The following is a 13,009-nucleotide window of genomic DNA, read 5'->3' as shown; positions in this document are numbered from 1 at the left end:
CTACAAAAATAATGAACTATATTCTGTATTTAGAAGGAGGAACACCAACGTACTTTTTGAATAATCTACTGAAATAGTAGGGATCTTCTACGCCTACTAGATATCCTATTTCAGATACTTTTAGTGATGTAGAAGAAATAAGTTCCTTTGCCTTATTTATTCTTATGATGTTCAGATAATTGAGTATAGAATATCCTGTGATTTTTTGGAAAGCTCTATTTAAATAATCATAATTCAATTCAAATATCTCTTCTATATCCGTACTAGTCAATTTTTTCTGGTATTCATCATTTATATAATCAATAATATTTTGTACAGTATGATAAACCCTAGGTAAGGGTTTTTTTTGATTGTTCATTATAATAGTCAAATACTCTCTGCAGATTTTAATGAAGATTTCATGTAGCTTACATGAAGTATATATCTTATAGTCCTCTAATTTCTTACAATAATCATTGATAGCATCTTTAAAGGTATAGAACAAATTTATTAGGAGCAATTTGTTGGATATATTGAAGTGTTTTCCAAAAAAAGATATAGATTCCGTAGAAATATCTTCAGTAAAAGGATCGCTTTCTAGAGCTAATTTGCGTTTGAGCATCATTCTTTCAATATATTTCTTATCAGTTAATGTCAATTCAGGATGTTTGAAATGAACATAATAATAGCTGCAAGAAGCTTTTTTATAACCTTTATGAAATTTGTTAGGTTCCAATAGAAAGAAATCACCTTTTTTGAGTATGTACTCTTTGTAATCTTCTTCTAGGTACATTGTTCCATTCTCAATTATGTATAAAATGAATTCATCTGATTCTCTAGAAAAATGAATCCAAGGTTCAACATAATTGATGTATCCTATATATCTAACTTTTGGCATTATATCTAAATTAATTTGGAAATGCACAATCATCACATCCATTAATGGTATTTATTTACTAAACGTGTATAAGATATTAGTAATTAATTATACCACATTCATATAACGTTCAATAACTTATCACTAAAAGAAAATATATATTTATCGGTTTTACACAAAATAAGTCGGGATTATACATTCATAATTATTAAAATTAGAGATATAATTCTAACTGTAGTGTAAACGATTTCAAAAATATAAACAATTATTTGGACAATGATAGTTGTGTATTGGATGATTCGTATATAATATTATGAGAATTTACACTATTATTGGATATTGAATTAATAGAAAGTTGTTATAGTCATTAATTCAATAATTCCACTTTCCACTTCAATATCCTATGCAGGTAAGCTACCTACATAAATTATAGTAGGGAAAGTTGAGGTAACAGTAGTTTGGTTATTACAAAAATATAGGAGGGAGCATTATATGAAGAAATTTAGTAGTTTTCTATTGATGTTAGTGTTGATAGTATCCATCACTGGTTGTGGCAACAGTAAAGAAGTTACACAAAAGAGTGAAGGTAGTGATATTGAATCAGAACAAGGTGATATCACTTCTGAAAAAGAGCAAGATACGGATAACCTATCATCATACGATGGAATAGTAGGTATTGATGAAGATAATAATGAAATACCAGATTGGCAAGAGAAAGAAATCGCATTAGTTTTTGCAATGAGATTTTATGGTACAGAAGATAATCAAAATGCAATGTTTTTGAATATAAAGAAATTCATGGAAAAATATCCTAACATTAAGGTAACTAGAGATACTCAATTCAAAGAGCAAATTGACGATTTTGAAGAATTGGAAATGCTCACAGCCAGATCAGTAGAGAGTACATTACCAGATATTTTCTATTCACCTATGTCAGCAGAAGTGTATGACAGAGAGTTGGTCCTAGATTTAACACCATATCTTGAATCAGATGAAGAAGCTTCAATGATTTCTGAAAATGCAAAAGAATTTATGCAATCATACGATAAAAAAATCGTATATGGTATACCATATCAATCAGTCGGTCGACTGCCAGCACTTAATCTGAAATTGTTAAGAGAGAATAACATAGAAATACCAAGTTATGATTGGACATATGAAGATTATGAAAATCTACGTAAAGAAGTTGCAAAATTGACACCTAATAACCCTATATTTCCAGGTATTATTGATTTCTCAGAAATAGGACCTAATTACTTTGACAGCATACCTAATGGATGGAAAGGTTATAACTTTGAAACAGGAAGATTCGATTTCACTAATAGCGAAAAATTCGGTGAGTGGTTTGAATTGGTAGCCAAAGAAGGAAAAGAAGGATTGCATTTCTATGATTTATCAGAAGAAGAGAGAACTGCCAAATGTGGTAACTTCGGATGGCCATGGGGGGATGGATTAGAAGCAGTAGGTAATGTTTGGTTATATTCTTTTTCTACTGACATCCAGACTCTCAACAAAGATAGAGAGCTTGATATTGATATCTATCCAATGCCAAAAGCGCCTGAAGGAGGAACTACATCAATTCAAGCTTATTACGATACATTAAGTCTATCCAAAGACTTAGAAGATGATCCTGTAAAAGCGGAAGCCGCTTTTCAATTATTGAAATGGTTGACATATGGAGAAGAAGGGCTGAAATCACGTTGGGCATTAATAGATGAATACAGTAATCTTCCAGAGGATGCACCTCTTAGGGCAGAGGACAACTTAATGGATTTCGTACAAGGATGGCCAATAACAACTAATGAGGAAGTACTTAAATATCATCCTCTTGTAAAAGGTTTCCCTGAAGACAGTGAATTGGCAATATATAATTTTGAAGCATTCAAGAATAAAGATTTTCAACAAATGTTATCCAATCCAGTGCCTTATCCAAGAAATATTCCTGCTGTGGCAAGGGCTTATGCAGAACTTCAGATCTGGGATATCAAGAATCAGATAAAAGACCAAGGCGTTAGGTACAGTGATATTGCAACAGAATGGGATGATCTGATGAACAATTATTTGGAAGAGTACCTTAGAGAATACAAGAAAAAATAATATCAAAAATAAAATGGGACTATATTATCTTTATAGCCCCATTATATTAGCTGTAAGGTGAGGTAACTATGAAAAAATGGATATTGTTAGTTTGTAGTGTTCTAATAGTAGTTTGTACTATTATTGTCAACACTAAAGAAAATGAATCTGATGTTGACGTGTTAGCGTCTATTGATAGCAGCAACAGTATAAAAGCTGTTGAAGAATATACTGATACTTATACAGGTGAAACCAATTATTATAATATCAATAAGAAGTGGACGGCTGATGTGATACCTGTATCAAGTAAAGAATATATGATAGAAAGTAAAAAAACAAGAGGGGGTAATATATATAGCAAAAACGATAACTACGATTATGGATCAGATGTCAAATATCTAGAGCCAGGTGATAATATCAGTTTTGAAGTTGACATACCTGAAGAAAGTCTATATGAGATCTGGTTGGATTATTATATCATGGATAATACTTATCTTAGACCAGAGATACAAATAACGGTTAACGACAAAAAACAATACAATGAAGCCAATAAGATCGAACTACCAATGAAGTGGCAGGTAATCAAACCAATCGATGAAGAAAAATATGACCGTTATGGAGATGAATTGACTCCAAAATCCGTTAAGAAGATGATGTGGGATAATGTACCTTGCCAAGATCCTAACTTTTTCTATATAGAACCTTTAAAGTTCAAGCTTGATAAAGGGATTAACAAGATTGATATTACAGTTAATGAAGGTTATCTATTATTGGGCGATATCAATATGAAAAATACCATCAAGGAAATATCAACTTATGAACAATATATCTCCAATATAAAAAAAGAAAGAAAACCGTTGAATAAAATGGTTATCATTGAGGCAGAAGACATGTCAATCAAGAGTAGACAGAGTATTAGAGCTAAATACATAAGAGATCCAAGTATAACTCCATATGCTTATAAAAACAGAGTTCTTAATGTACTTGATGGTGCTTCATTTGGTGATAGTGGAGATAAGGTTATCTATAGATTCAATATTGAAGAGAGTGGTTTCTATAATTTGTCTATGAAATATAGTCAAGATACCAATAACGGATTATCAACTCATAGAAGAATTAGCATCGATGGAGAAGTACCTTTTGGTGAGTTGACTTATTATGATTTTCGTTACACAAGTAATTGGAAAAATGAAACACTTTCTGATAAGGAAGGCAATCCTTATGATATCTATCTTGAAAAAGGTGAGCACATGCTAGCTTTATCAATCGATAATACGAAAGTGCGTGACATATATCACGAATTGTTAAATACTCTTGACAGCATTGAAGCTATATCAAAAGAAATTAAAAAATTGACAGGTGGCTTAGTAGATAAAGAAAGAAAGTGGAAGATAAGTAAATATATACCTGAAATACGTACATATCTGGATGGGATTTATAAAAAGATAGATATCCAAAAAACAGCACTGATAGAGTATACAGGTGATAAAGATCTTCCTATAATATCTGAACTGAACATTGCTATGAACTATATAGAAGATTTTATTGAAGATCCTGAGGATCTACCACATTATATGAGTAAATTCAATGATGGGGAATCATCTGCTTATGGACGTATTAATGCCATATTACCCACATTGATATATAATCCAATGCATTTGGATAAAATTTATATTCATAATGACAAAAAAATAGCGGGTGCAAAATCACCATTTGTTACTAAGGCTAAAGAGAATGTCAAATCATTTTTTTATTCTTTCTTGGACCCCAAATACAATAAATCAGATAAAGTTGATGATGATACTATTGAAATATGGGTAAATAAATCAAGGTTGTATGTTGAAATAATGCAAAGGATGATAGATGAGCAATTTACACCAGAAACAGGAATAAAAGTCAATCTATCATTATTGCCAGATGAAAATAAGATAATATTATCGAATTCAGCACAGAATACACCTGATGCAGCTATTGGAATTAGTCATACCAAACCATTCGAATTCGCCATTCGTGGTATTGTGGAAGATTTGCGAGGTTATGAAGAATTCTTTGACCTTGCAGAACAATTTGATAAGAGTGCTTTCATACCTTTTATCTATGATAAGGGAGTTTATGCCATTCCTGAGACACAAGATGTCAAACTCTTGTTTTATAGAAAAGACATATTGGATTTCTTAGGGGTGAAACCTCCACAAACATGGGAAGATGTCACAAGCTTGATCCCTATACTCAAGAAATATGATATGAATTTCTATACACCACTAGGTTCTGATTCTTCATTAAAAGGATTGGATACTACAACACCATTTATTTACCAGTTTGGAGGAAGACTTTACGATAGTACAGGTAGTAAAACAATAATTAACGAGAAAAACTCTTATGAAGCTTTTGAATTCATGACTGATTTATTTACAGTGTATAACGTACCAATAACCACATCAAATTTCTATCAGAAGTTTAGAAATGGAAAAACTCCTGTGGGAATCGGTGATGCTAACACATATATCCAGTTGAAATATGCAGCTCCAGAACTTTCTGGTCAATGGGGTATCCTGCCCATTCCTGGTATTGAGAATTCAGAAGGAGTAATTGAGAGATGGGACCCTACCTATGGAACATCAAGTATCATATTCAATAACAGTTCCAAGAAAGAGGCAAGCTGGGAATTTATTAAATGGTGGTCAAGTGCTGAGATACAGAGTGATTTTTCTTATGCCATTCAATCTACATTAGGAGATAAATTCCTATATATGACTGCTAATATTGAAGGATTCAGAAGAAGTGCATGGCCAACGGACTCCAAGAAAGTAATTCTGGAACAATGGAAATGGATTCAAACAACAGGTAAGGTACCCGGTGATTATATGCTTGAAAGAGAAATAAGCAATGCATGGAACAAAGTGGTTTTTGATGGAGAGAATCCAAGAATAGCATTAGATGATGCTGTTGCTACCATCAACCGTGAATTCAAGAGAAAATTGAAAGAATTCGGTTATATAGAGGATGACAAACTTGTTAAGAAATATATTGTTCCGGACATACATAATGTAGAAAAGTGGGTGAGACAGAATGAAGAATAGATCCATTAATAGAAGAAAGTCCAAAAGGAAATTGAGTAATATAAAAGAATCACCATATATTTTTATTCTACCTTATGGAGTATTGTTTGTCATATTGATAGTATTGCCCGTATTAGTAGCAATAGGATTATCCTTTACTTATTTCAATACCATAGAAATGCCTAAGTTTGTAGGATTCAAGAATTATATAGATCTGTTAACAGGAGATTCTGTATTTCTACAGCATGGAATATCTAATACACTCATGTATTCCTTGATAGTTGGTCCTATAGGATATCTATTGGCTTTTCTATTGGCTTGGATGCTTTCACAAGTGCCCCATAGGATAAGAACCATATATACGGTTATCATATATTCTCCATCAATAACTGGACCTATTATGATGTCCGTAGTGTGGAAAGTCATATTCAGTGGTGACCAAACAGGATATCTGAACTACTGGTTAATGAAATTGCAGTTAATAAATGAACCAATACAATGGTTACAATCTCCAGAACATCTAATGCCCATTATGATTTTCATCGGATTATGGGGAAGTATGGGTGTTGGATTCCTTGCCATGTTAGCTGGACTTCTGAATATAGATAAGACCTTATATGAAGCGGCTTACATTGATGGTATCCGCAATAGATGGCAAGAAGTATTCTATATCACCATACCATCAATGAAACCTCAAATGCTATTTGGTGCTGTCATGGCTATCATTGGTACTTTCAATGCATCTGGGATGGCTGCCACATTAAGTGGGGGAACACCACCACCACAATATGCTGGGTGGATGATTGTAGACCATGCTAATGACTATGGATTCATTCGTTATGAGATGGGATATGCATCTGCAATAACTGTTGTACTGCTAATAATTGTTGTGATTTTCAATAAGATAAGTTATAAGCTCTTTGGAGATAACTAATCGAGACAATTGCATCAATCAATATAAAACTGCGAGGTGAGTAAAATGACGAACATCGGAATCAAATTCAATCCTAAGAAGTTCCACCGTAGTCAATTGAAGTTTCATATATTCTTAACTATATTATCAATTTTCATGGCACTGCCTATAATATTTATTTTTAACAATGCATTCAAACCTTTTACGGAATTATTTGCATATCCACCTAGATTTTTCGTTAGAAAACCTACTCTGGAGAATTTCAAGCTGCTGTTCAATTTTTCGGCTGAATCAGGAATACCTGCATCAAGGTATCTGTTCAACAGTATCATGGTAACTATCATTGTTATAGTACTTACACTATTAATTAGTTCCAGTGCAGCTTTCGCTCTATCGAAATTAGAGTTCAAGGGGAAAAAGACGTTTAATAGGATAAATACTCTAGCTTTGATGTTCGTACCAGTTGCTGTAGCTATACCAAGATTTTTGATTATAGTCAATCTAGGAATATTTAACACATATTTGGCACACATAATACCTTTGTTAGCTATGCCTATAGGAATATTTCTGTTGAAGCAGTTTATAGACCAACTTCCAGATGAATTAATTGAAGCAGCGAAAATTGATGGGGCTTCCAAATGGAGAATATATCTTACAATCATTCTTCCATTGATAAAACCGCCTCTTGTAACTGTTGCTATATTGACTTTCCAAACTAGTTGGGGGAACGTTGAGGGTTCTAATATATTTGTTGACCGTGAAGCATTAAGAACATTACCATTTTATATGAACACTTTAGTATCAGGTTCAGGGAATATTGTTGCAGGAGCAGGAATGTCAGCTGTGGCTGCACTCATAATGTTTGTTCCTAACCTAGTATTATTTATTATATTACAGAATAAGGTCATGGATTCCATGGCTCATACGGGGATAAAAAATTGAGAAAACTAAAATATATTTTTATGATGATAATAATGGTAATGTTCTTTAATGTTCTAACGGTAAATGCAGAAGCTCCTTATTATACCTATACCAGTGATAAGGACGGTTACATCAACAGGACACAGACAGCGTACTCACCACTTAATAAAATTTCCATAATCAATGGTGAAAGATTGAAAGTACCTGAACATGTATTTGTTGATAAGGAAGATTATGTTTACATAACTGACAGTGGATATAATAAGATATATATTCTAGACAATAACTATAATTTCTATAAAGAATTGAAAAGTGATGAATTCGAAGCGGTAAAAAGTACATTTGTTACTGATGATAAGATCTATGTAGTCGACAGCTATAACAGTAAAATATATGTATTTGATAAAAAAAGTCTTAATCTGATACAAGAAATAGGAGAACCGGATTCGCCTATATTCAAGGAAGGTTATAAATTTCGACCTACTAATATTGCAGTAGATATTAGAGGAAATATTTATGTAAGAAGTGCAGGTTCCATCAATGGATTGATGATGTTGAATAGGGAAGGAGAATTTCTGACATTTTTTGGTGCCAATCCTTTGAAAGTACCTATAGTAGATCAGATAAGGTCATATTTCTTGACTGAAAATCAAGAAGACAAATTGGAGAAAATTTTTCCTGACGTACCTAGTAATTTAGCTATAGATGATAAAGGATTCATTTATACGGTTACTTCGTCCATCAAATCCAATCCTGTGAAGAAATTCAATATTTCTGGCAACAATTATTTTCCAGATGATATGGTAGGTATATATTCCATGGAAAGTGTATGGGTTGGACAATACAATAATGTTTTTTCAGTAAGCTCGGAAGGATGGGTATTCGAATATGACTCAACAGGAAATCTATTATTTCTATATGGAGGAAAAGATTTCAGTTCGAGTCGTTTAGGATTATTCAGTAGACCAGTAAGTATCGCAACCAATTCAGCAGACGATGTAATAATAATCGACCAGGGTACTAAATTAATCCAGACATACAAAGCAACGGAATTCACTAATGCGGTTCATAAGGCCATGCTTGAATATCAGGAAGGTAATTATAATGAAAGTCAAGACCTGTGGACTTATACTCTCAAGTACAATTCAATATTCGATAATGCCCATGTGGGTCTTGGTGATGCTTATCTGAGGAATGATAGATATGAAGAGGCATATGATGAATATTATGATGCAGAATATAAAGATGGAGTATCAAAAGCATTTTGGGAAATACGTCAGAAATGGCTAGAAAACAATCTTAATATCATATTGATAATATTACTTTCATTGATATTGGTTAGACTGATTCTTAGGTCATTGAATAAGAGAACGGGATTATACAAGAAAATCAATAAGAAATTGGTTATCGTGAAAAAGATAAAGTTCATAGATGACTTTTGCTTCATTTTTGAATTCTTGAAACATCCTTTAGATGGATTTTATAAAATAAAGATGGAGAATAGAGTATCTAAGATATCATCGACCATAATCTATATATTAGCTATAGGAGTATACGTTATACATAAGAGATATAGCAATATATTATTTGTAACTGACGGGACAGATTTCATTTTATACAAATTATTCAGTATAGTTTTTGTTACGGTGTTATGGGTTATATCCAATTATCTGATTTGCAGTATAAATGACGGTGAGGGGAGTATAAGTAATGTATATAATGCTACAGCGTATGCTTTGACTCCCATTATCATAATAATGCCTTTGGTAACCATAATCAGTAATGGATTGACACTTGAACAGGCTGTTTTTTATAACATACCTATTGACATATTGATTATATGGATAGCATTCCTAATGTTCTTCATGATAAAAGATATACATAATTTCGAAGTCGGGGAAACCTGTCTGGTTATATTCAAAAGCATATTCACTATGTTAATAATTGCAGTGTTCCTATTTATTCTCTATTCATTGGGAAACCAGATATACAGCTTCCTATATGAAATAATAAGAGAGGTGATAAACCGATGAAAAACAAAAAAACTACTTATGTATTTGTTTTTTTAATCATGGCAGTATTGTTGGTAATAGGTGTAAAGAAATATTTTGACAAAGCTCCTGAAAGAATTTCTATGAAAAAGTATGATTATACCAGTGTTGTTGTTAATAATGATATACCTATTGATGAAAAGGATGATTATAATTTCTTGATACCTGATTCATTTGAAAAAATGGCTGAAAATGATCAGCTGGAATTATATCTGGATAAAGATTGTATAGCCATAGCAGTAAGAAATAAAATCAATGGTTACACATGGTATTCCTATGATGTGGATATGAATGCTGAAGAAAAAAATATAAGTAAAGAAATGTTAAATTATATAAAATCAGGTATTTCTGTTATAACTTATGATAAATTCACTCCAGGAAAAAGGACGGTTCTGAATGACGGTGTAGATAAGACTTATGAGAAACTTGATAATGGATTCTCAGTTGCCATTGATTTCACGAAACCACAGATTAAGTTCAATCTCATTGTTGAGATACAAGGTGGAGACCTGATTGCAACCATACCTAGAGAGAGTATAGAAGAATATAGCGAAAAGTTATGGACTCCTGGCAATAATGACGTATCTATCAATGAAATCCTGCTCTATCCTTTTTTCGGTTCCACCAAAGTTCAGGAAAACGGTTATATAGTAATACCAGACGGTTCAGGTGCAACTATCAGACTTGACGAAACTCCCAAGTATGCAACAGGCTATGTGGCTCCTGTTTATGGTAAAGACCTAGGCTATGAAAATACATTAGAGTTTGAAGATATTTCTGTAAAACCATTAGAGAATATTGTACTTCCCATATATGGAATAATACATGAGGAAGATGAAGCAGGTGTTCTAGTAATTGCAGAAAACGGAGCTAGTTATGCAACTTATAATTATGTTTCCAAAAATGTTTCTACAGAGTATTATCAGTCATATTTCTCTTATAATTATAGAACTGCTTATTCTCAATTCCAGAGCAGAGTTGATGAAGAACAGCATGTTTTAGGTTTTCAGAGAGAACCTAATAAATTCGATATGGTACAGCGTTATGTTTTTCTTAACGGTGACAAAGCCGATTATGTAGGTGTAGCAAAAGGATATAGTTGTTTCCTTGACAACAAATATGGATTCAGCAATAAAAATGATACTAAAAAATTAAATATACCATTAAAAACAGATTTTATCAATAATGAAACAGAAATGGGTACATTCAGTGTGGAAAATGTAGAAGCAACATCTTATGAACAATCAAAAGAAATCGCAGAAGAATTGATAGAGAGTGGAAAAAATAACTTAAACATATCATTCAAGACTTATGTTGCTGACAAAGAAGCTTATAGATTTGGAGTTCTCAAAAAATTAGGTGGAGATAAGAAATTAAAGGAAGTACTTGATTATTATGATGATAATGATATCAAGTTCAATTATTATATGAACTATGCAAGAACCAACCATGAGAAAACTAAATGTACTGCTAGCAAGATGAGCAGACAAGACCTTAATGTAAAAAATGATGAACTGGGATTCTATAATTATTTGAATGATCCGAAATATTTTATGGATTTCGCCAAGAGTGATGTGAAGAGAATAAAAAGATATGGTATTGACTCAATTGCTTTTGACGGATTTACAGGAAGTCTGTTTACTCATTATGATAAAGGGACTATCGGATATAGTAATGAGAGTATGGAATATATCAAGAATGTTATGGGTTATCTAGACGATAATGGTATAGAAACCAATATATACAAGGCTGATTCATATCTATATCCATATATGACAGATAGTTATGAAACACCGATTTATTCATCCAACCTAATGTTCATAGATAAAACCATACCTCTAGTATCCCTTGTAATAAGCGGTAAGATGGATATGTATTCACCATATATGAATTTTTCATCTAATGATAAAGAATCAATTTTGAGATTAATAGAATTTGGTGTATATCCTTCATTTATCTTGACTGGGGAACCTACATACAGTATCAAACACACAGATTCATCCAATGTTTATGTCTCTCAGTATAAATATCTAAGAGAAAGAATAGATGATTATTATGAGAAGATCAATGGAGTATTAAGTCAAGTTATGGGAAGTGAGTTAATCGATCATACTTACATTGATGATAATGTTGTCATGACGAAATATGCTAACAATAAGAAGATAATCATCAATTATAATGATTTTGATTATACCTATAATAATGTAACCATTAAGGGAAAAGGATTCGTGGTCTTATGATAAAAAAACAAAAAAAGATTGGTAAAAGAAATAGATTCAATTTAAAACGCAAGAGAGGTTTGACAGGACTGTGTTTCATCAGTCCATGGATAGTCGGTTTCATTGCTTTTGTAGCCTATCCCTTATATAAGACAATCTATATGAGTTTCAATAATGTTTTTTATGGAAATGAAACAGGGTGGAAGTATGAGTGGATCGGTTTGGATAATTTCAGACGTATATTATTTGAAGATGTGGATTTTGTAGTTGAAGCTCAGAATTTCTTTATGACTACTCTATTATATGTTCCAGTAATTATAGCTTTATCCATTATTATTGCAATGCTTTTGAATCAAAAAGTTAAAGGAACAGCTTTTTTTCGATTATTGTTCTTCTTGCCCATTATCATTTTGAATGGTGAGCTAATGAAAAATATGAGCGAGTACGGAGGTATGTCCATAAATATCAATGAAGCTATTGTCGATGTCATCTCTATGGTCGTTCCCAATAAAACGATAACTTTAGGGATAGTATTGATTTTCAATACAGTAGTTGAATTATTATGGTATAGTGCTGTACCTATACTTATTTTTCTTGCGGCATTGCAGAAGATAGATAGAAGTGTCTATGAAGCTTCAGCAATCGATGGAGCATCTTCATGGAGTACGTTCTGGAAGATTACCTTACCTAATATTTATCCTCTTGTAAGTGTTGTGGTTATTTTTATAGTAGTCTTTCTTGCTAATTTTGAAACTAATACTATCAATAATATAATAATGGAATCAAAATATGATGGTTCAAGAAGAGAAGGGTATGCATCCGCATTATCAATTCTGTATTCCTTCCTTCAGATTATCTTAATCAGTATTCTGTATTTCATTACTAGAAGCAGAAAGAATAGTAAGGAGGTTTGA

General features: G+C 32.2%; 8 protein-coding genes. 7 read left to right on the top strand and 1 reads right to left on the bottom strand.

Going from position 1 to position 13,009, the window contains the following annotated elements; genetic code table 11:
- Positions 1–16: 16 nt before the first annotated feature.
- A complete protein-coding gene (locus QMG30_RS04485) occupies positions 17–904 on the bottom strand; it encodes an AraC family transcriptional regulator (protein ID WP_281812632.1) in 888 nt (295 codons plus the stop codon).
- Between the two features lie 444 nt (positions 905–1,348).
- Here QMG30_RS04485 and QMG30_RS04480 point away from each other — a divergent pair, with 444 nt between their 5' ends.
- The 7 genes from QMG30_RS04480 (at position 1,349) to QMG30_RS04450 (ending at position 13,009) form a co-directional block, all read left to right on the top strand.
- The gene (locus QMG30_RS04480) at positions 1,349–2,953 is read left to right on the top strand and encodes an ABC transporter substrate-binding protein (RefSeq protein WP_281812630.1); all 1,605 of its coding nucleotides are present in this window, start codon (positions 1,349–1,351) and stop codon (positions 2,951–2,953) included.
- A gap of 68 nt (positions 2,954–3,021) precedes the next feature.
- Complete coding sequence (locus tag QMG30_RS04475; protein ID WP_281812628.1) at positions 3,022–6,012, top strand: extracellular solute-binding protein; 2,991 nt, start codon at positions 3,022–3,024, stop codon at positions 6,010–6,012.
- Positions 6,002–6,925: a carbohydrate ABC transporter permease gene (locus QMG30_RS04470; protein ID WP_281812626.1), complete on the top strand. Its 924-nt coding sequence runs from the start codon at positions 6,002–6,004 to the stop codon at positions 6,923–6,925. The genes QMG30_RS04475 and QMG30_RS04470 overlap by 11 nt, the downstream gene beginning before the upstream one ends.
- Before the next feature lie 45 nt (positions 6,926–6,970).
- Complete coding sequence (locus QMG30_RS04465; protein ID WP_281812624.1) at positions 6,971–7,846, top strand: carbohydrate ABC transporter permease; 876 nt, start codon at positions 6,971–6,973, stop codon at positions 7,844–7,846.
- Positions 7,843–9,858, top strand: a complete 2,016-nt coding sequence (locus QMG30_RS04460; RefSeq protein ID WP_281812622.1) for a YIP1 family protein — start codon at positions 7,843–7,845, stop codon at positions 9,856–9,858. The genes QMG30_RS04465 and QMG30_RS04460 overlap by 4 nt, the downstream gene beginning before the upstream one ends.
- The gene (locus tag QMG30_RS04455) at positions 9,855–12,116 is read left to right on the top strand and encodes a DUF5696 domain-containing protein (protein WP_281812620.1); all 2,262 of its coding nucleotides are present in this window, start codon (positions 9,855–9,857) and stop codon (positions 12,114–12,116) included. Before QMG30_RS04460 ends, QMG30_RS04455 begins: the two co-directional genes overlap by 4 nt.
- Positions 12,113–13,009, top strand: a complete 897-nt coding sequence (locus tag QMG30_RS04450; protein WP_281812618.1) for a carbohydrate ABC transporter permease — start codon at positions 12,113–12,115, stop codon at positions 13,007–13,009. Before QMG30_RS04455 ends, QMG30_RS04450 begins: the two co-directional genes overlap by 4 nt.

Source organism: Vallitalea longa, assembly GCF_027923465.1.
Taxonomy (GTDB): Bacteria; Bacillota; Clostridia; order Lachnospirales; family Vallitaleaceae; genus Vallitalea; species Vallitalea longa.
Note: the sequence above shows the minus strand (reverse complement) of the source record. Positions and strands in the feature narration are given on the sequence as shown.